Origin of the sequence: Thioalkalivibrio sp. ALE11, from assembly GCF_000381205.1 — a bacterium.
In the GTDB taxonomy this organism is placed as follows: Bacteria; Pseudomonadota; Gammaproteobacteria; order Ectothiorhodospirales; family Ectothiorhodospiraceae; genus Thioalkalivibrio.
In genome coordinates this window covers 60,934-79,094 of the sequence record NZ_KB906169.1, presented here as the reverse complement: position 1 = coordinate 79,094, position 18,161 = coordinate 60,934, and the positions used below count along the sequence as shown (strand labels likewise).

Below are 18,161 nucleotides of genomic sequence, written 5' to 3'. Positions count from 1 at the left end.
CCCCTGGCCGATCCGGCACCAGCCCCCAAGACCCCAACGGCCGGAGGGCCGGCCTCCTGCGGCCATGATCCACCCCGCCATGCAGGAGGCCAGCCCCCTGGCCGATCCGGCGCCGGACAACCCCGGCCTCGTTCAATGCGGGCGATGCAGAAACGGCATGTCGCCGCGGTCGGTCATGTGCCGGATCAGCGACACGCGACCCGGATCTTCCTTTTCCAGCTCGTCCGCGCACTGCGACGGCTGATGCGTGACCTCGGACAGCAGGACCTCGAGTTCGCGCAGATCCACCTTCGGCTGCTGCAGGTCCTCGGGTTTCGGGTTCTCGACCTGATTCGTCTCCCAGAACATCCGCGGATGCCACATGTGGTTCTGCGCGTCCGGATGATGGAAGAGTTCGACACAACGACGATTCAGCTCTTGTGCGTTCATCGCATGACTCCTCGTTTCGTTGCACTCACCCGATTATATAGACCCGAAAATTTCCGAGTGCAAGGGTCGGCCTTTCACTTCCCCGCCGGGGAGCCTCCGGCATCGGGGCGTGCCGCTTCCAGGGCCTCCATGGCCTCCATCCATTCCCCTTCGTGATCCTCCAGCCGGCGACGCAGCTCGCCCTGCTCGCGCGTCAGCGCCGCCAGGCGGTCCGCGGCCTCGGCATCGCCGGTGTACAGCTCGCTGTCGGCCAGCTCGGCCTCGATCGCGTCCAGCCGCTCCTGCAGGCGCGCGCACTCCGCCTCGGCGCGATCGGCGCGCTGCTGCAGGGGCTTGAGGGCCTCGCGGGCCCGCGCCGCCTCGCGCCGGCGATCCTTCTGCGACACCACCGGGCCGGCCCCGGCATCCTCTCCGGAAGCCGCCGCCGCACCCCCCGGCCCGGCCGGTTCCGGTCCCGCTTCGTCCCCGCTCCGACGCTCCTGGAGTTCACGCGCATAGTCGTCGAGATCGCCGTCGAATTCGCTCAGATGACCGTCCTCCACCCGCCAGAAGCGGTCGCAGACCCGGGCCAGGAGCTCGCGGTCATGCGCCACCACCACCAGTCCCCCGGCGTAGGCCTCCAGCGCCTCGCCCAGCGCCTCGCGCATGTCCAGGTCCAGGTGGTTGGTGGGTTCGTCGAGCAGCAGCAGCGATGGCGCCTGCCACATCAGCTGTGCCAGCACCAGGCGTACGCGCTCGCCCCCGGAGCACTCGCCCACCGGACGGTCGGCCCGCTCCCCGCCGAACCCCAGCCCACCGAGGAAATTGCGCAGGTCCTGTTCCGCAGCGCGCGGATCCTGCCGCTGCAGATGCGCCAGCGGCGAGGCCGCCAGGTCCAGCTGCTCGCGCTGATGCTGGGCGAAATAGCCGATGCGCAGGTCCGGGGCCGGCTGCCGTTCGCCGGTATCCGGCTCCAGCTCGCCGGCCAGCAGGGCCAGCAGCGTCGATTTTCCGGCACCGTTGGGACCGAGGATCCCGACCCGGTCCTCCGGGCGCAGCCGCAGGCTGGCCGGATGCAGACGCCGCGACTCGCCATGGCCAACGGTCGCGTGGTCCAGGGCCAGCAGGGGGTCGGGCAGCCGCTGGGGCGACGGGATGTGCAGGTGCACCGGGCGCGCCGCCCGGATCACCGCGACGTCCTCCAGCGCCTCCAGCCGCTTGAGCCGGCTCTGGGCCTGGCGCGCCTTGCTCGCCTTGGCACGGAAACGCCGCACGAACTGCTCCAGATGGGCGCGTTCCGCGGCCACCTTCGCCGCGGCCGCCTCGCTCTGCGCCATGGCCTCGGCGCGCCGGGCCTCGGCCTGGGTGTAGCCGCCGCTGTACAGGGTCAGGGCGCCGCGTTCGATATGGGCGATATGCGTGACCACGGCGTCGAGGAAACGCCGGTCGTGGGCGATCACGATCACGGTGCCGGGATAGCGGGCCAGCCAGCCTTCCAGCCAGACGATGGTCTCCACGTCCAGGTGGTTGGTGGGTTCGTCCAGCAGCAGCAGGTCGGAGCGAGTCATCAGGGTGCGCGCCAGCCCCAGGCGCATGCGCCAGCCGCCGGAGAAATCCGACATCGGCCGGTCGCCGTCCGCGTCGGAAAACCCGAGCCCGGCCAGCAGGCGCCGGGCGCGGGCCTCGGCGGTCCAGCCGTCGATCGCATCCAGGCGCGCGTACAGCCGCGCCTGTTCCGCCCCGTCCCCGTCGTGTTCTTCCTCGAGGCGCCGCTGCAGTTCGCGCAGTTCGGCGTCACCGTCCAGCACGTACTCCACCGCCGGGCGCGCGCTGCCCGGAACCTCCTGCGGCAGATGCGCGACCACCCAGTCGTCCGGCTGCTCGATGGATCCGGCATCCAGTGACAGTTCGCCCTGCAGCGCGGCCAGCAGACTGGACTTGCCGGAACCGTTCGCGCCGGTCAGGCCGACCCGCCAGCCGGGGTGCACGGTGAGTTCCGCCCCCTGCAGCAGGATCTGGCGTCCACGTCGCAGTTCAACGTTGTGCATGCGGATCATGGCGGCGCTTCTCCCACGGTGGCCTGTACGCTGCGGCAGCATAGGGAAACGCCGTTCGATGTGCACGTGGCGTGCTGCCACCCTGGATGGCGTCGAAATCCTGCCGCTTTTTGCCGGTCGAACCGGCGGATTTTTTCCGTCCCGACCGGAGAATGTGCCGACAACCCGACACTCCGCCCTCCTCGACTGGCAAAAATCCCTTCGGAAACAGCATTTTGCAAACATGGCACGGTTCTCGCTTCTGCTTCGGCCAGGAATCATCGATCACCGCGAGGCAGCCATGAACAGCGACAACAACGCCACCAATCTGCGTCTGGTCTCCAGTAACGGCGGGGGACCGCAGCGCAGCGCACCGCTGGACGCCCTGGGGTTCGTCCAGACGGTGACCGCCACCCTGGAGCTGGGCGCGGTGATCGACCGTATCAACGAGCATCTGGCCGGCCACCTGGAGCACAGCGGCTGGATCTATACCACGGACGACGGCGAGATCCGTGAAGGCGGCGAACCCGACCGTCATCGGATCGAATACGCCCTCAGCTACAACGGCACCGACCTCGGCTCCCTGGTGCTGATGCGCGGCCGGCGCTTCGACGACCAGGAGCAGGCCCTGGTGGAATCCATCCTCGGCCTGGCCGCTCCGGCCCTGCACAACGCCTGGCGCTTCCGGCGGCTGCGGGCCAACCTGGAACGCGACGAGCTGACCGGCCTGGGCAACCGGCGGGCCTTCGAGATCCAGGGCGAGCAGTGGCTGGCCGACTGTCTGCGCCAGGACCGCCCGCTGTCGCTGCTGGCGGTGGATCTGGACCACTTCAAGCAGCTCAACGACCGCTTCGGCCACACCGTGGGCGACGAGATCCTGCGCGAAGTGGCCCGCGCGCTGCGCGAATCCAGCCGTCAGTCGGACCTGTGCGTGCGCATGGGGGGCGAGGAGTTCCTCGTGATCCTGCCCGGAGCGGACCTGCGCGCCGGCATGGACTGCGCCGAACGGATCCGGCAGGCGATCGGCGGCGTGCGGGTTTGCGCGCGTGGCGAAGAGGACGCCGCCGTCGAAAGCGACGGGGTAGCCGCCGTCACCGCCTCCATCGGCGTGGCCGCGCTGGGCCGCCACACGACCCTGCAAGGCCTCTATCAGACGGCTGACGAGGCCCTTTACGCGGCCAAGACCTCGGGACGCGACCGGGTGCTGGCCCGACACTGACGGACCGGCAGCGGGTCAGCCGTCGCCGTCTCCCGGCCGGATGAAGTCCACGCAGGTCAGCGGGGTCTGCAGGATCGCCTGACGCAGGGCCTCCACCGCCTCCGGTCGCGGGAACCGGCTGCGCCAGGCCAGCGCCACGCGGCGCGACGGCACGGGCTCTTCGAAACGCCGGACCGCCAGCAGCCGCTGGGCGTAGCGGTCGGCCCCGGCGGCGGTGCACGGCAGGATGGTCACGCCCATCCCGGAGGCCACCATGTGGCGGATGGTCTCCAGCGAGGACCCCTCCAGGTTGCTCGGGGTGCTGCCGTCCGCGGTGACGGTTTTTTGACACTCCGGGCAGCGTTCCAGCACCTGATCGCGGAAGCAGTGTCCCGCACCCAGCAGCAGCAGGGTTTCCTGCGCCATCGCCTGCAGTTCGACCGTCTCCCGCTCCGCCAGCGGGTGGCTCCCCGGCAGAACGCCGACGAACGGCTCGTCGTACAGCGGCAGGGTCACGATCCCCGGTTCCTCGAACGGCAGCGACACGATGATGACGTCCAGATCGCCCTGCTTGAGGCGTTCACGCAGCCGGCTGGTGTAGTTTTCCTCGATCACCAGCGGCATCTGCGGCGCGCGTTCGTGCAGCACCGGGATCAGCTCCGGCAGCAGGTACGGCGCGATAGTGTAGATCGCCCCGAGCCGCAGCGGCCCCACCATCGGGTCCTGACTCTGCGCCGCCACGTTGCGCAGCTGCTCCGCCTCGGAAAGCACCTGCCGTGCCTGGGCGATCACGCGCTCCCCGGCCGGCGTCACGCTGATCTCGCCGTGGCCGCGTTCGAACAGCATAACGCCCAGCTCGTCCTCCAGCTTGCGCACCGCCACCGACAGCGACGGCTGCGACACGTGACAGGCCTCCGCCGCCCGGCCGAAATGCCGCGCATCGGCCACGGCCACCGCGTAGCGCAACTCACTCAGGGTCATGACTGCCGCCTCCGACTTCATCCACCGTTCGCCCGCCTTCGGGCCAGTCCAGGGTGATACGCTCCAGCACCGCCCCGCGCAGGATCAGCCAGCCCCGCCGCCGTTCCACGCCGTCGCCGGCAAACTCGAACACGTATTCGCGCCGCAGCACGGGATTGCCCCGATGACGCACCGGCCGCAGCCGTCGCCGCACCACGCTGCTGTCGAGAAACTGTACGCCGGCGCGGTCGCATGCCTGCCGCGCGATATGCCGCGCGCGCTCGTGCGCCCGCCAGTTGGCGTTCAGGTAGGCCACCAGCGCGGCCAGGGCTAACAGGATCAACACACCGGTCATGGATCGGTATGATACGCATACTGACACCGCAAACGCCCGCCGATCCGCCGGATGTGCCGCCATCCCCGGGTCCCGGCGCCGCACAGACGAGGCCCGGCCCCGTCCAGGAAACCGCATGAACGGCAACAGCATCCCTTTCTCCGCCCTTCTGGAAGGCCTGCGGACCATCGGTCGGGAAGAGCTCCTGCCGCGTTTCGCCAGCGGCACACGGGTGGACTACAAGGCGGACGGATCGGTGATCACCCCGGCCGACCATGCCGCGGATGCCGCGGTGCGCCGTCTGTTGCGGGACTGCGACATCGACGAACCGGTGCTCAGCGAGGAACAGGACGAACCGGAACAGCAGCGCGTGCTCGACGAAGCCCCGGCGTTCTGGCTGCTGGACCCCCTGGACGGCACCAGCAATTTCGCCACCGGGCTGCCGTTTTTCGCCATCTCCCTGGCACGCATCGAGGGCCAGCGGGTAACCCACGGGGCCACCCTCGACCCGGTGCGCGGCGAACTGTTTTCCGTCACCGAAGACGGCCCGCTGCTGCTGGACGGCAGCGAGCCGGACACCGCCGCCACCGCTCCCCCCGAAATCCGGCGCTGCATCGCCCTGGTCGACTACAAGCGCGTTCCCCACACCCTGGGACGGGCGCTGCTGGACGCGGCCCCGTTCGCTTCGCAGCGCAACCTCGGCGCCTGCGCCCTGGAATGGGCATGGCTGGCGGCCGGGCGTGCGGATCTGTACCTGCACGGCGGCCAGGCGCTGTGGGACAGTACCGCCGGCACCCTGATGCTGGAACGGGCGGGCGGCGCGATGGCGGACCTGTCCGGCGCACCGGTATTCCGCCGCGATCTGGCCCGGCGCCCGGCGATCGCGGCCCGCGCCCCGCAGCTGCAGGCCGTCTGGCATGCCTGGATCACCGAACAACTGGACCCGCCCGGCTCCGGAGCGTCGGCATGATGCGGCTGTTCCGTCGCGGGGGGCCACCGGAACAGCGGCGCGCCGCGGATTTCACGCCCCGCTATCTGCCGATCGCCTGGAAGATCGTCGCGGTGATCGCCGGGCTCACCCTGACCGGGATCGGCGTGCTGGCGTGGGTGATCCTCAGCCAGGTCAGCACGGTGCTGAACAACCAGATCCAGGCCCAGGCCGAACTGACCGTCGCCCCGGTGGCCCGCACCTCGGGTGAACTGATCCTCGCCGAAGATCACCTCACGCTGGAGACCCTTCTCAACTCGCTGGTCGAGGACGGTCGGGTCGAGCACATCGCCGCCTACGCCATCGACCGCGGCCGGGTCGCCGAGGCCGGGTCTCCGCCGGCCGACGACGCCGACGGGGTCTGGCCGCTGACGGCCGGGGCCGAACCCTACCGGCAGGAAGTGCGATTCCAGGACGTCCAGGTCGGCTACATCGAGGCCCGGATCGACTCGGCACCGATGCAGGAACTGATGCGCAACACCATCAATGCGGGCGTCATCACCGCCGCGATCGTGTTCCTGCTGAGCCTGATCCTCGCCATCGACATCTCCAAGCGCCTGGTGCGCCCGCTGGAACGCCTGGCGGAATCCATGCGCGAACGCATGCAGCCCGGACCGGACGACCAGGACGACCCGCGGGTGGTGCTGCGGCGCGACGAGATCACCCAGCTGACCGAGGCGTTCAACACCATGGCCCACGACCTGCTGCGCAAGGATCAGGTCGAGGCCGCGCTGCGACGCTATGTCTCCACCGGAGTGGCCGAGGACATCCTCGACAACCTGGACCGCGTGGAGCTGGGCGGCCGCGCGGTCGAGGGCTCGGTGCTGTTCGCCGACATCACCGGCTACACCGCGCTGTCCCAGCAGTGCACCCCGGAGGCACTCGGACGCATGCTCAACGAGTTCTTCGGCCCCATGACCGAGTGCATCGCGGAGCACGGCGGCACGGTGGACAAGTACATGGGAGACTGCACAATGGCGGTCTTCGGCGCGGCCCGGCCCGACCCCGACCACCGCATCACCGCCCTGCGTACCGGCCTGGCGCTGCTGGACACCATCGCCGGCATCAATGCGGAGCGCGAAGCACGCGGCGAACGGCGGGTGGAATTCCGCATCGGCCTGTATGCCGGCGAGATGCTGGCAGGCAACATGGGGGCCCGGGAACGCATGCAGTTCACGGTGGTGGGCGAGACGGTCAATCTGGCCGCCCGCCTGGTGACCATCGCGCCCCCCGGGGGCCTCGTCACCTCTCGCGATTTCATGGAGCATCCTCACATGAGCCAGCACAACACCGGGAAGCTGGTGCAGGAAGACCTCGGCCAGCATGCCCTCCACGGCCTGAGCGAGCCGGTCGACGTGGTGCGGGTGCACCCCTCGCGGACCACGGCATGATTCGACGCCGGATCCGTTACACCCTGCTCGCGGTGCTGCTGGCGCTCGCCACGCTGCACGGCTGCGCCCTGCTGGAACCGCTCCAGGACCCCGACACGCGCGTCGATCGGCTGGTGGCCGAAGGCGAATATCGCGCGGCACTGGAAACCCTCGACGCGCTGCCCGACGAGGAGCGGGCAGCGCGCAAAGACCGTCGCGAGACCATCGAGGCCCGCGCGGCCGAGGCCGCCGAGAACGCCCTGCGCGAGGCCGGGAACCAGGCGGCCGAAGGTGCCGTGGGGCGGGCCCTGGACATCCTTGAGGAGGCCGATGCCCGACTGCCGGCCAGCGAGGAACGCCAGCGCCGCATCGCCGAGCTGGAACGTGACCGCCGCACCGGTCTCAGCGCCCTGGAGCGCCGCCACCGAGTGATGGAGGCGCAGGCCCTGGCCGAACGCCTGCGACTGCTGGACATCATGCAGCCGCTGGCGCGTGACGACGACACCCTGCCCGAAAACATCGACGATCTGCGCCGCCGTGGCGCCCGCCTCGCCGCCGAGCTCGACCGCGATGCCCGCGACGCCGCCCCCGAGACCGCACTGGAGCGTCTGCGACTGGCGCGCGAACTCGAACCCGACCCGGAACGCGACCGGCGCATCGCCGAGCTGGAAGCCGAGCTCCGGCCGGACCCCGAACCAGTGAATCAGGAAGACAGCACGGCGCTGCTGGATGCACTGGAACGCGCGCTGGGAAGAACAACGCGACGCACACGCGGCCGAGCTGCTGGAACAGGGCAGCGCGCATTACGCCGCCGGCCGCATTCACGACGCCCTGGACACCTGGGAACGCGCCCTGGAACTCGATCCCGAACACGCCGGGCTGCGCAGCGCCCGTGAACGCGGCCGGCGCGTGCTGGAGCGTCTGGACTCCCTGCGCGGCCCGGCGGACGGGCCGGAGACCCCGGGTGAGCCGTTGCGGCCCGCCCCGTGAACCGGCAGGCGGCGAACGAGCCTGATAGGATTCGATCACCCGAAAACAGCCCACCGGCCCGAACATGACTCCGAACGTCGAGGACCTGATCGCCAGCGAACCCCATCGCGTACTGCAGCTGGGGGACACCGAGGTCGTGCTGCTGGGCACCGCCCATGTCTCGCGGGCCAGCGCGGACCGGGTACGCAGCCTGATCGACACCGAAAGTTTCGACGCGGTCGCCATCGAGCTGTGCGAAAGCCGCCAACGGGCCATGCTGGACCCGGATGCGCTGGGCCGGATGGATCTGTTCAGCGTGATCCGCCAGGGCCAGGCACCGATGATCGCCGCCAGCCTCGCCCTCGGGGCCTATCAGCAGCGTCTGGCCGAGCAGTACGGGATCGAGCCGGGCGCGGAGATGCGCGCGGCCATGGACGGCGCCCTCGACCAGGGCGTGCCGCTGGCACTGATCGACCGCGATCTGGGCCTGACCCTGCGGCGCACCTACCGGGCCGTGCCGTGGTGGCAGCGCATGGGCCTGGTCGGCGGCCTGCTGGGCAGCGTGCTCAGCCGCGAAAAGATCGACGAGAGCGAGATCGAGCGTCTGAAGGAAGGCGACATGCTGGAAAACACCTTCAGCGAGTTCGCCGAGCAGTCCGAGGCCCTGTACGGCACGCTGATCCACGAACGCGACCTGTACATGGCCGCACATCTGCGGCGCATGGCGGCCAGCGGCGAACACCGGCGCATCCTCGCGGTGGTCGGCGCCGGGCATCTGGCCGGCATCGCCGAACAGATCGGCCAGCAGCAACAGCCGCCGGACGAGATCCTGGACGACCTCGACCAGGCCCCGCCGAAGGCCCGCTGGCCGAAGATCATCCCGTGGGTGGTGGTCGGGGTGATCCTGACCGGCTTCGTGATCGGATTCCTGCGCAACCCCGACATCGGGATTCAGATGATCATCGACTGGGTGGTCATCAATGGCGGACTGGCCGCGGTGGGAGCGGCGATCGCCCTGGCTCATCCGCTGACCCTGCTGACCGCGGCGCTGGCCGCGCCGCTGACCTCCCTGAACCCCACCATCGGGGTCGGCTTCGTGGCTGCCGCCGCGGAGATCTTCCTGCGCAAGCCCCGGGTCTCGGATTTCGCCCGCCTGCGCCAGGACACCACCCACGCCCGGGGCTGGTGGCACAACCGGGTCTCGCGCGTGCTGCTGGTGTTCCTGCTGACGACCCTGGGCTCGGCGGCCGGAACGTACATCGGCGGCGCGCGGGTATTCAGCCACCTGTTTGGCGGCTGAATACCCGGTTCCTCAGTCGCGCCCGCCTCAATCGGGGATACGCAGCACCAGCTTGCCGCGACGCCCGCCGGCCTCGATCCGCCGGTGCGCCTCCGCGGTCTGTGCCAGCGGCAGCACGTCCTCGACGTTGACCTCCAGGCTGCCGGCCTCCAGGCGTGCCAGCCCGTCGGCCACAATCTTCGCCTGCCGCGCCAGCCCCGTCCGGCTGCGCTGCAGCATCGGGGTCAGCATCAGTTCCAGATGGATGGCCGCGTTCTGCAGCCGCGCCGGGTTCCAGTCCATGCCGTCGGGCGGTGCCAGCAGGGTCACCAGGCGCCCGGCAAAGCGGATTTGCCCCAGTCCCTCGACGAAGGTGTCGCCACCGACGGTATCCAGCACCAGGTCGAAATACCGTCCGTCGGTGAAGGCGGCGATATCCGTCGCGGCACGGTCACTGCGGATGTCGACGTGATCCGCCCCCAGGGCACGCATCACCTCCACACCGGCATCGCTGCGCACCAGCCCGAGCACCCGGGCATTGGCCGCCCGCGCCAGCTGAACCGCCATCTGCCCGACTCCTCCGCTGGCCGCATGCACCAGGACATAGTCGCCCTTCTGCAGGCCGCCGCGGTCGACCAGCGCCTCCCAGGCCGTGATCCACGCCAGCGGCAGCGCCGCCGCCTCGGCGTCAGAGACCGCATCGGGCACCGGCACCAGGGCGGCCTCGGGCACCACCGCCTGTTCGGCACAGGTCCCCGGGTCGGCGCCGGTGCCACCGAAACAGAACGCCACGCGCTGCCCCGGGCGAACGTGCTGCACCGCGTCGCCGCAGGCCTCGACGACCCCTACGCCGTCACAGCCGGGGGTGTTGTGCGGCGCGCCCTCGACCAGCATGCCGCCCGCACGGACCTTGGTGTCGACCGGGTTCACGCCGGCCGCCAGCAGGCGCACGCGCACCTCGTCGGGCTCGCGGATCACCGGGTCGGGGCATTCGCCCAGGTATAAAACGTCGGCAGAGCCGGGCTCGTTGAACTGGATGGCTTGCATGTCACTCCCTGATTGAAACGGTTGAACGGGTCACAGTCCGATCCCGATACCGATGCCGAAGTTCACCCGTCCGGGCGCGGCGGGAGTGCCCGACGGCCACAGATGCAGCTGCCGGGCTTCCAGTACCGGGAAGCGGTATTCCGCCTCGCCGATCCGGCCAGTCTCCACCGCGGTGACCGGCCCGGTGGCCGTCACGCGGCGCCCGGGGCGATAATCCACCGGATCGAGGAAGCCGTCCACCACGACCCGGAAACGCCCCTGACTGGCCGCCCCGGTGCGTGGCTCCTGCCCCCGTAATGGATAGGCCAGAACCTCGAGCACGGTGGTTTCGGGGCCGTGGTCGACCTCGGCGATGACGCCGCCCCACATCTGGTCGGTCTGCGGCAGCCGCTCGGCGGTAACCGCGCGCGGCTCCACCGGTTCGGCGGGACGCGGCGCCTCCAGCGGCGTGGCCGCGCAACCCGCGAGGACCAGCGCCAGCAGGGCCGCCAGCAGAGCCCGCGCAACGCCCGACACGCGACGGGACAAACAACGGTTACCGGATCTGTGTTCGTGCATCGGATTCACCGGAAGTGCCCGTCGTGATACGGATCGTGATGCAGCGGACGGGGGTGACGCCAGCCGGGCCCGTAGTAACCGCGGGGCATGCCCGAGTGGTACCACGGGTCATACCACGGGTCGTACCAGGGATCGTACCGTCGATCCTGCGGCGGCGGGCGTCGTTCCCAGAGATGCACGGCCTCGGCCTCCACCTGCACGAACTCGTAGACATGCTCGCCAATACGGCCTTCTTCGCTGCCCGCAATCCGTCCGCGCACGGTCACCTCGCGCCCCGGGGCATGGTCCCGCGGTTCGAGGAAGTCATCCACCCACACGCGAAACCGCCCGGGAGAGACATCGGTTTCCCGCGGCCGCGCATCGCGTCCGAGAGGGCGCGCGACGATCTCCAGACGGGTCCCGTCGTCGGTATTATCGACCCCCGCGACCACCCCGCCCCAGACCACGAGCGCACCTTCGGCGGCAGCCACATCGGCACGCACCGTAGCCAGATCCAGGCGCTGGTCGGGAAGCGGCCCCAGCCGCTCGGGCACCGAGGCGCAACCGACCACGCCGAGGCCGACGATCAGCAGCAGTGCCAACCGGAGCACACGGCCGGAACACGGTATTCCGGGAACAGAGCGAGCGCGGGAGCAACGGGTCATGGCAAGTTCCTCACAGTCATTCCGATGAACTACTCCCGCCAAGCCATTCAGGCTATGGCGTGAGTTTCGCGCTTCACGGGGCGTGCCGGATCATCCGGGGATGATCCGGTCTTACCGCCCTCCACGCGTCGGCCCGGTTCCCGACCGAATCACTTGCTGCTCGGCCCAGGCAATCAGGACCCGGGCGGCGTTTTCGTCCCGTGAACAGGACGCGCCACAGGCACACGCATGGTGCCGCTGGCCGAGCGGCTTCTTCTCCTGACGCCCGCAGGCGTGACAGGTCTGCGAGGGCTTGAGCTGCCGCGTCGGGGCCTCCATCGCCCAGGCACCAGCCTCCTCCGCTTTGTACCCGAGCCGTTGATGGAAGGCCGCGCCGGCGGCATCGAGGATGCTGCGGTTCAGGCCCTTTTTGTACGGACCGCCCGAGGCGGTCATGTTGCGGATGTTCAGCGCCTCCAGCCCCAGGACGGCGAATTGTCCAACAAGCCGCGCCGTCGTCTGGTGCAGAAAATCGTTTCTCTGATTCGCCACCTTGCGGTGAAGGCGGCGCAGGCGCTCATATTGCCGCTGGAGCCGGTTGGAGACCGGGAAGCGGCGCGTCCTGCCGGACGCCTTCTTCGCCGCCTCCTCCTTGCGGGAGATGTCCCGCTGGACGCGGCGGATTTCGTCCAGGGTGAGAACCAGATGGCGCGGGTTGTCGATGGTTTCGGTCCCCTCGGGGGTTGCCATGGTGGCAAAGGTCTCAACGCCCCAGTCCAGTCCGCCGAGTTGCTCGCCACGCTCCCGCTCCGGCTGGCAGTCCAGCGTCACCGACGCGTACCAACGCCCGCCGAGCCGGATGATCTCGCAGGTCTTCGGGGTGCCCGGTGTGCGGGGTTTACCCCGGATGGCCACCTTGCCGATGCCGGACAGGCGCAGGGTGCCGTGCTTCATCCGCTCGTTGGTGATCAGGCTCCAGCCGTCACCGTGGTTTTTGTACCCCCAGCCCTTGAAGCGATGCAGCGGCTTGAAGCGGGGAAACCCGGGCGTCTCGCCGTTTTGCACCCGGCGAAAGAAATGCTTGAACGCCAGGTCCAGGCGTTTGAGCGTGACCTGTTCGGACTGGGCATTGAGACCGCGAAGCAATTTCGACTGATGGCGCCACTTCGTCAGAATCTTGCACTGATCCGAGAACTTCAGTGATTCCCGACGCTCGCCCCAGGCCCACCGCCGTTCGGCCAGCGCCTCGTTCCACAACAGGCAATGGACCCAACGCTGGTGCTCCAGTGCTCTACGCTGATCTGGCGTGGGGTAAAGCCGATAGGTGACTTTGCGCTGGACCATCGTGGCTCCAATATACGCCGAGCATCCATTGATGCAATTTTTCTGGCGGGACCGCCATGCGCCGCTTCACCACCCCCTAAGCCGCTGAGCGGCTATAGGCGGAGCACTGCGGCGCGGATTGGTAGACCGCCGCCGCCCCGCCCGGGTTCTCGCATGGCCATCAGCCGGCCGGCGTACCCACCTCCGGATCGGACAGGGCCTGCACCGCCAGGACCTCGTGCTGGGCGTCTTCCACCGCCTGCAGCAGCATTTCCGGCGAGACCCCGGCGATCGACCAGGCCTGCTCCTCCAGCGGCGGCGCGTCGGCCCAGTCGCGCGAATCGATCTCGGCGAGATGGGCGCCGGTGTTGGCCAGATGCACCAGGGCCACCGAGGGTCGATGGCGATCGCTGGCGGAAAGCGGATCGTGGTGCCAGGCAATGCCCTCCACCAGGGCCTCGGGCAGCCCCCAGCGCTCGGCCAGTGCCCCGCCCAGACGGGCGTGGTCGAAGCCCATCTGTTCGCGCTCGGCGGCCTGCGGCGACGGGCCCTGCGCGGTATCCAGGCTCGCCAGGAAGGCGCGGTGCGCCGCTTCGGGCGACTGCGAGAACAGCAGCAGCTTGCCCAGGTCGTGCAGCAAGCCCGCCAGAAAGACCACGCCGGCCGCACGCGGGGCCACCGCCTGCGCCAGCTGCCGGGCGATGACGGCGCAGTAGGCCGAATGACGCCAGAAGGTCTCCAGCGGCAGACGCTCCTGCTCGGGGAGGGTGTTCATGGAGCGCGTCACGGCACTCGCCACCACCAGACGCTGCAGGACGTCGCGCCCCAGCATCGCCACCGCCCGCTCGATCGAATCCACCGCGCGCGACGGCGCGTAGGCCGGGCTGTTGGCCAGACGCAGCACATGAGCCACCAGACCGGGATCACGCCCGAGGGCCGCAGCGATCTGCGGCTGGGTACTTTCGTCGTCGTCCAGCAGCCGCGAGACCTCGAACACCACCTGCGGCATGGCCAGCAGCCGGTCGGCCGCCTCCACCCGGGCCTCGAGGCTCGCAAAGCCCGTCTCGTCGCTCATCGGATCTCCTCCCGTGCGGCATTACCCTTCCGCGCCGCATTTCCAGCTTAGCCCCTGCGCGGCCCCGACGCATCCCGGAACGGGCGCTCTTGTTCGCATTCCGGAGCGGGACCATACTCGAATGGCCGATTCGGCGATTCGACAAGGAGACACCCATGCAACCACTGCGAAGCCTGAGTGCCGCCGTGGCGCTGGCCGCACTGTTCCCCGGCCTGGCGCTGGCCGACCTGCACACCGAATCCGTGACCTACGAGCACGACGGGCAGACCTTCGAGGGCTTCATCGCCTGGGATCCGTCGGTCGACGGTCCGCGTCCGGGCGTGCTGGTGGTCCACGAATGGTGGGGGCACAACGACTACGCCCGCAGCCGCGCCGAGCAGCTGGCCGCGGAAGGCTACACCGCCTTCTCGCTGGACATGTACGGCGACGGCCGCACCGCGGACCATCCGTCCGAGGCCGGCGAATTCGCCGGGCAGGTGCGCGAAAACCGGGACATGATGCTGGAGCGCTTCGGCGCCGCGCACGACTACCTGCGCGGCCACGATCAGACCGCGGACCAGCCGGTGGCGGCCGTGGGCTACTGCTTTGGCGGCACGGTGGCGCTGGAAGCGGCACGCGCCGGAGCCGATCTGGCCCTGGTGGCAAGCTTCCACGGCGCACTGGCCACCGAGCACCCGGCGTCGGCCGACACCCTGAAGCCCGAGGTCCTGGTCTTCAATGGTGCGGCCGACCCGATGGTGCCGAAAGAACAGGTGGATGCCTTCCGCGAGGAGATGGACAACGCCGACGCGGACTGGACCCTGGTGGATTTCGGTGGCGTGCTGCACAGCTTCACCAACCCCGACGCCGACAGCATCGCCGAGCGCTTCGACATGCCGGTGGGCTATGACGAACGCGCCGACCGGGATTCCTGGCAGCACCTGCTGGGGGCCCTGGAGCGTCGTCTGAAATAGGCCCGACGCGGGCGCTGCACGAACCTCCGGGGGCTCAGAACCCCCGGAGGTAGATCAGCACGCCCAGGAAGATCACGGCCAGCACCGCGGCCACCAGCACCCCGCGGAACCATGGCCGCGACCACAGGCGATCGCTGGGGGGATCAAAGCTGGCTTTCCCGGAGCCGGTCGCGGCCGGGGCCTCCCCACCCTGCTCCGAGGCAGGCCCCTCGGCCTCCGGCGCGGCCTTCGGCCCCCCGTTGAGCTCCAGCTCCAGATCACGGATGCGCGCGCGCAGGGACTTGTTCTTGTGCATCGCCTCCGACAGCTCGCGTTCACGCTGTTCAAGGCTGTCGCGCAGCTGGGCCAGCGTACGCTCCTGATCGGAGCACTGCGTCTCCAGCTCGTGCTGCGCGGCCTCCGCCGCCGACGCGCGTTCGGTCTGCTGATTGCGTTCCCCGCGCAGGCGCTCGGCGGTCTTGTTCGCCGCATCGCGTTCCTCACGGGCCTTGTCGCGCTCGCGCTCCAGCTCGACCAGCTCGTGCTCCAGCCGGATCACCTCGCCTTCCAGCTCGGTCACCCGCTGCTGGCGGTCGTCGTCGGACGCGGCCCCGGCCTCCTCCGCCGATTGTTCCTGCGCCTGCTCCAGGGTCTCGCTGGCCTCGCTCAGGCGCTGGCGCGCCTCTTCCAGCTCCTGCTCGAGCGAACGGCTCTTTTCCTCGTATTCGTCGGCGCGCTGATAGGCAGCGGTGGCATCGTCGCGGGACTCGGCGAGGGCCTGGCGCAGCCGGTCCAGTTCGTTGTGCAGCTCGCGATCCCCGGAGGAACTCTGGCGCAGCATCAGTTCGCGCCGCAGCCGCTCGACTTCGTCACGCAGGTGGCGCAGCTCGGCCTCGGTCTCCTCGTCGGCCACGGGATGCTCTGGCAGGAGCTCGGCCACCACCTGGCGGACCCGTCCCGGCACGAACGGTTTCTTGAGCACGGCGTTCGCGCCCATGGAACGCCAGTCTTCCTCGGACTGTTCGTCGTTCTCCTGCCCCGTAACGATCCCCACGGGGAGATCCGCGGGAACGCCATCGGCGCCGTCCCGGATGCGCATCAGGAGGTCCTGCCCGTCGAGCCTGGGCATGGAGAGATCGGTCAGCACCAGACCGATGTCGGACTGTTCCTGCAGGCGGGCCCACGCCTCTTCACCGTCCGTGGCTTCGTAGACGGTATGGGTATCCCGGAGGATGCGCTGCAGGGCCACGCGGATGACCTTGGAATCGTCCACGACCAGAACGGCCGTACGCGGCCCGCCGGCAGACGCCCCGGGCGTTTCGCTCGTCACTGCTTCCGCCATGGTTACCCCCTGAAAACCTCGATGCCTTTCCGTGGCCTCCTGCGCCCACGGCAGCGGACGACACGTCCGTAGTTCAGATTACGGCTGATGATCGAACAATACCACCCCGCCCCGGCGGGGATCCGCGGAAGATCTTCACGTTTTGGCTCCGGACGTCTCTATACGGGGCTGGATTTCCAGTCGATTGCGTAGAGATCCCGCCGGCGATCCCGCAGGTTGCGCACCGAGCCGTGGTTGCGCAGTTCCTTCAGGTTGTCGAGGTCGAGATCCACGATCAGGGTCATCTCGGTGTTCGGGGTCGCCTCGGCGGCCACCGCGTCGTGCGGGAACGCAAAGTCGGAAGGGGTGAACACCGCGGCCTGCGAGTACTGCATGTCCATGTTCTCCACCCGCGGGAGGTTGCCCACCGAACCGGACATGACCACGTAGCACTCGTTCTCGATCGCCCGGGCCTGGGCGCAGCGGCGTACCCGCAGATAGGCGTTCTTGGTGTCCGTCCAGTACGGCACGAACAGGATCTGCAGACCGTGATCGGCCATCACCCGCGGCAGCTCGGGGAACTCGACGTCGTAGCAGATCAGGATGCCGATCTTGCCGAAGTCGGTATCGAAGACATGCACCTCGTCGCCGCCCTGCAGCCCCCAGTAGCCGATCTCGTCGGGGGTCACGTGCAGCTTGTACTGGCGATCCCAGGTCCCGTCGCGGCGGCACAGGTAGGACACGTTGCGCAGCACGTCGTCGTGGTATTCGGGCATCGAACCGGCGACGATGTTGATGTTGTAGGACAGCGCCAGGCGCACCATCTCCTCGCGGATGTCCTCGGTGTATTCCGCCAGGCGGCGCACGGCCTCGGCCGGATAGTCCTGGTTGAACGCGCCCATCAGCGGACCGTTGAAGAACTCCGGGAACAGCACGCAGTCGGCGCGGTAACCCGACACCGCGTCCACGAAGTACTCCACCTGCTGGAACAGGGCATCGAGATCGGCGGTCGGCCGCATCTGCCACTGGACCACGCCGATGCGCACGTCCGAACGGCTGCCGCCGATCAGCTTTTCCTTTTCCTCGTAATAGATGTTGAGCCACTCGATCAGCGTGGCATACGCCCCGGACTTCTCATCGTCCGGGAGGTAGTCCGTGATGATCTTGCGCACGTGAAAGTCGTTCGCCAGCTGGAAGGTCAGGATCGGATCGGTGATCTCGTGGTTCTTGACCTTTTCCACGTACTGCTGCGGCGTCATCTCGTCGCGATGGGCCTCGTATCCGGGGATGCGCCCGCCAGCCACGATCGCGCGCAGGTTCAGCTTCTCGCACAGTTCCTTGCGCGCATCGTACAGCCGCCGCCCCAGACGCAGGCCGCGGTAATCCGGGTGCACGAAGATGTCCACGCCGTACAGCGTGTCCCCGTCCGGGTCATGGGTGGTCAGAAAGCCGTTGCCGGTGATCTGCCAGTAGTTGTGGTGATCACCGAAGCGCTTGTACTCGACGATCAGGCTGATGGCGGCGGCCACCACCTTGCCGTTGTCCTCGATGCAGATCTGCCCTTCGGGAAAGCGCGTCACCTGGGAGCGGAACTGCGCCTCGCTCCAGGCCCCGTCCAGATCCTGATACACCCGCTCCATGATCTCGCGGATGTCGTCGTAGTCCTCCAGCCGGGTCTGACGCAGGGTAAGAAGATGCTGACTGGAATCGCTTTCCTGACCTGAGGTCATGCGGGGCTCC

Annotated in this window: 16 protein-coding genes and 1 pseudogene; 6 read left to right on the top strand and 11 right to left on the bottom strand. The window is 69.0% G+C overall.

The genetic code is table 11. The annotated features are described in order from the left end of the window. Window positions 1-132: 132 nt before the first annotated feature. Both F620_RS0108210 and F620_RS0108205 read right to left on the bottom strand, forming a co-directional pair. On the bottom strand, window positions 133-429 hold the full coding sequence (locus F620_RS0108210; RefSeq protein WP_019570177.1) for a hypothetical protein: 297 nt from the start codon (window positions 427-429) through the stop codon (window positions 133-135). Window positions 430-503: 74 nt separating this feature from the next. Continuing rightward, the gene (locus F620_RS0108205) at window positions 504-2,465 is read right to left on the bottom strand and encodes an ABC-F family ATP-binding cassette domain-containing protein (RefSeq protein ID WP_019570176.1); all 1,962 of its coding nucleotides are present in this window, start codon (window positions 2,463-2,465) and stop codon (window positions 504-506) included. A gap of 280 nt (window positions 2,466-2,745) precedes the next feature. Here F620_RS0108205 and F620_RS0108200 point away from each other — a divergent pair, with 280 nt between their 5' ends. Beyond that, entirely contained in the window at window positions 2,746-3,663 is a 918-nt protein-coding gene (locus F620_RS0108200) for a GGDEF domain-containing protein (protein WP_019570175.1), read from the top strand. A gap of 15 nt (window positions 3,664-3,678) precedes the next feature. Here F620_RS0108200 and F620_RS0108195 read toward each other — a convergent pair whose 3' ends face one another. Together F620_RS0108195 and F620_RS0108190 are read right to left on the bottom strand one after the other, a co-directional pair. Beyond that, complete coding sequence (locus F620_RS0108195) at window positions 3,679-4,623, bottom strand: hydrogen peroxide-inducible genes activator (RefSeq protein WP_019570174.1); 945 nt, start codon at window positions 4,621-4,623, stop codon at window positions 3,679-3,681. Continuing rightward, a complete protein-coding gene (locus F620_RS0108190) occupies window positions 4,610-4,957 on the bottom strand; it encodes a DUF3301 domain-containing protein (protein ID WP_019570173.1) in 348 nt (115 codons plus the stop codon). Before F620_RS0108190 ends, F620_RS0108195 begins: the two co-directional genes overlap by 14 nt. 115 nt (window positions 4,958-5,072) lie before the next feature. Here F620_RS0108190 and F620_RS0108185 point away from each other — a divergent pair, with 115 nt between their 5' ends. The 4 genes and pseudogenes from F620_RS0108185 (at window position 5,073) to F620_RS0108170 (ending at window position 9,563) form a co-directional block, all read left to right on the top strand. After that, window positions 5,073-5,906 carry an inositol monophosphatase family protein gene (locus F620_RS0108185; RefSeq protein WP_019570172.1) on the top strand — a complete coding sequence of 278 codons (834 nt, stop codon included), beginning with the start codon at window positions 5,073-5,075 and terminating at the stop codon, window positions 5,904-5,906. Then, a complete protein-coding gene (locus F620_RS0108180) occupies window positions 5,903-7,315 on the top strand; it encodes an adenylate/guanylate cyclase domain-containing protein (protein ID WP_019570171.1) in 1,413 nt (470 codons plus the stop codon). Before F620_RS0108185 ends, F620_RS0108180 begins: the two co-directional genes overlap by 4 nt. Then, window positions 7,312-8,284 (top strand): annotated as a pseudogene (locus F620_RS14300) (hypothetical protein). The gene F620_RS0108180 and the pseudogene F620_RS14300 overlap by 4 nt, the downstream one beginning before the upstream one ends. 64 nt (window positions 8,285-8,348) lie before the next feature. After that, a complete protein-coding gene (locus F620_RS0108170; RefSeq protein ID WP_019570169.1) occupies window positions 8,349-9,563 on the top strand; it encodes a TraB/GumN family protein in 1,215 nt (404 codons plus the stop codon). A gap of 27 nt (window positions 9,564-9,590) precedes the next feature. On the opposite strand, the gene F620_RS0108165 is transcribed toward F620_RS0108170, so the two are convergent. From F620_RS0108165 to F620_RS0108145, 5 genes are all read right to left on the bottom strand, one after another. After that, the gene (locus F620_RS0108165) at window positions 9,591-10,589 is read right to left on the bottom strand and encodes a zinc-binding dehydrogenase (protein ID WP_019570168.1); all 999 of its coding nucleotides are present in this window, start codon (window positions 10,587-10,589) and stop codon (window positions 9,591-9,593) included. 30 nt (window positions 10,590-10,619) lie between these two features. After that, window positions 10,620-11,105 carry a Slp family lipoprotein gene (locus F620_RS0108160; protein WP_019570167.1) on the bottom strand — a complete coding sequence of 162 codons (486 nt, stop codon included), beginning with the start codon at window positions 11,103-11,105 and terminating at the stop codon, window positions 10,620-10,622. Between the two features lie 47 nt (window positions 11,106-11,152). Next, a complete protein-coding gene (locus F620_RS0108155; RefSeq protein WP_304412446.1) occupies window positions 11,153-11,791 on the bottom strand; it encodes a Slp family lipoprotein in 639 nt (212 codons plus the stop codon). 111 nt (window positions 11,792-11,902) lie between these two features. Beyond that, entirely contained in the window at window positions 11,903-13,114 is a 1,212-nt protein-coding gene (locus F620_RS0108150) for an RNA-guided endonuclease TnpB family protein (RefSeq protein WP_081621753.1), read from the bottom strand. A gap of 160 nt (window positions 13,115-13,274) precedes the next feature. Then, a complete protein-coding gene (locus tag F620_RS0108145; protein WP_018869119.1) occupies window positions 13,275-14,168 on the bottom strand; it encodes an HDOD domain-containing protein in 894 nt (297 codons plus the stop codon). Between the two features lie 155 nt (window positions 14,169-14,323). On the opposite strand from F620_RS0108145, the gene F620_RS0108140 reads away from it, so the two are divergent. After that, entirely contained in the window at window positions 14,324-15,121 is a 798-nt protein-coding gene (locus F620_RS0108140) for a dienelactone hydrolase family protein (protein WP_019570164.1), read from the top strand. Between the two features lie 34 nt (window positions 15,122-15,155). Here the strand turns inward: F620_RS0108140 and F620_RS0108135 are convergent, their stop codons facing one another. Then, window positions 15,156-16,442 (bottom strand): response regulator, encoded by a 1,287-nt coding sequence (locus tag F620_RS0108135; RefSeq protein ID WP_019570163.1) that lies wholly within the window; start codon window positions 16,440-16,442, stop codon window positions 15,156-15,158. Between the two features lie 158 nt (window positions 16,443-16,600). After that, on the bottom strand, window positions 16,601-18,151 hold the full coding sequence (locus tag F620_RS0108130; RefSeq protein WP_019570162.1) for a bifunctional GNAT family N-acetyltransferase/carbon-nitrogen hydrolase family protein: 1,551 nt from the start codon (window positions 18,149-18,151) through the stop codon (window positions 16,601-16,603). Between the last annotated feature and the right edge of the window lie 10 nt (window positions 18,152-18,161).

Excerpts from the sequence above, each read along its gene's own strand:
- F620_RS0108180 (WP_019570171.1), top strand. The coding sequence starts at position 5,903 with ATGATGCGGCTGTTCCGTCGCGGGGGGCCACCGGAACAGCGGCGCGCC.
- F620_RS0108195 (WP_019570174.1), bottom strand. The coding sequence starts at position 4,623 with ATGACCCTGAGTGAGTTGCGCTACGCGGTGGCCGTGGCCGATGCGCGG.
- F620_RS0108170 (WP_019570169.1), top strand. The coding sequence starts at position 8,349 with ATGACTCCGAACGTCGAGGACCTGATCGCCAGCGAACCCCATCGCGTA.
- F620_RS0108140 (WP_019570164.1), top strand. The coding sequence starts at position 14,324 with ATGCAACCACTGCGAAGCCTGAGTGCCGCCGTGGCGCTGGCCGCACTG.
- F620_RS0108150 (WP_081621753.1), bottom strand. The coding sequence starts at position 13,114 with ATGGTCCAGCGCAAAGTCACCTATCGGCTTTACCCCACGCCAGATCAG.
- F620_RS0108210 (WP_019570177.1), bottom strand. The coding sequence starts at position 429 with ATGAACGCACAAGAGCTGAATCGTCGTTGTGTCGAACTCTTCCATCAT.
- F620_RS0108135 (WP_019570163.1), bottom strand. The coding sequence starts at position 16,442 with ATGGCGGAAGCAGTGACGAGCGAAACGCCCGGGGCGTCTGCCGGCGGG.
- F620_RS0108200 (WP_019570175.1), top strand. The coding sequence starts at position 2,746 with ATGAACAGCGACAACAACGCCACCAATCTGCGTCTGGTCTCCAGTAAC.
- F620_RS0108130 (WP_019570162.1), bottom strand. The coding sequence starts at position 18,151 with ATGACCTCAGGTCAGGAAAGCGATTCCAGTCAGCATCTTCTTACCCTG.
- F620_RS0108165 (WP_019570168.1), bottom strand. The coding sequence starts at position 10,589 with ATGCAAGCCATCCAGTTCAACGAGCCCGGCTCTGCCGACGTTTTATAC.
- F620_RS0108145 (WP_018869119.1), bottom strand. The coding sequence starts at position 14,168 with ATGAGCGACGAGACGGGCTTTGCGAGCCTCGAGGCCCGGGTGGAGGCG.
- F620_RS0108155 (WP_304412446.1), bottom strand. The coding sequence starts at position 11,791 with ATGACCCGTTGCTCCCGCGCTCGCTCTGTTCCCGGAATACCGTGTTCC.
- F620_RS0108190 (WP_019570173.1), bottom strand. The coding sequence starts at position 4,957 with ATGACCGGTGTGTTGATCCTGTTAGCCCTGGCCGCGCTGGTGGCCTAC.
- F620_RS0108205 (WP_019570176.1), bottom strand. The coding sequence starts at position 2,465 with ATGATCCGCATGCACAACGTTGAACTGCGACGTGGACGCCAGATCCTG.
- F620_RS0108185 (WP_019570172.1), top strand. The coding sequence starts at position 5,073 with ATGAACGGCAACAGCATCCCTTTCTCCGCCCTTCTGGAAGGCCTGCGG.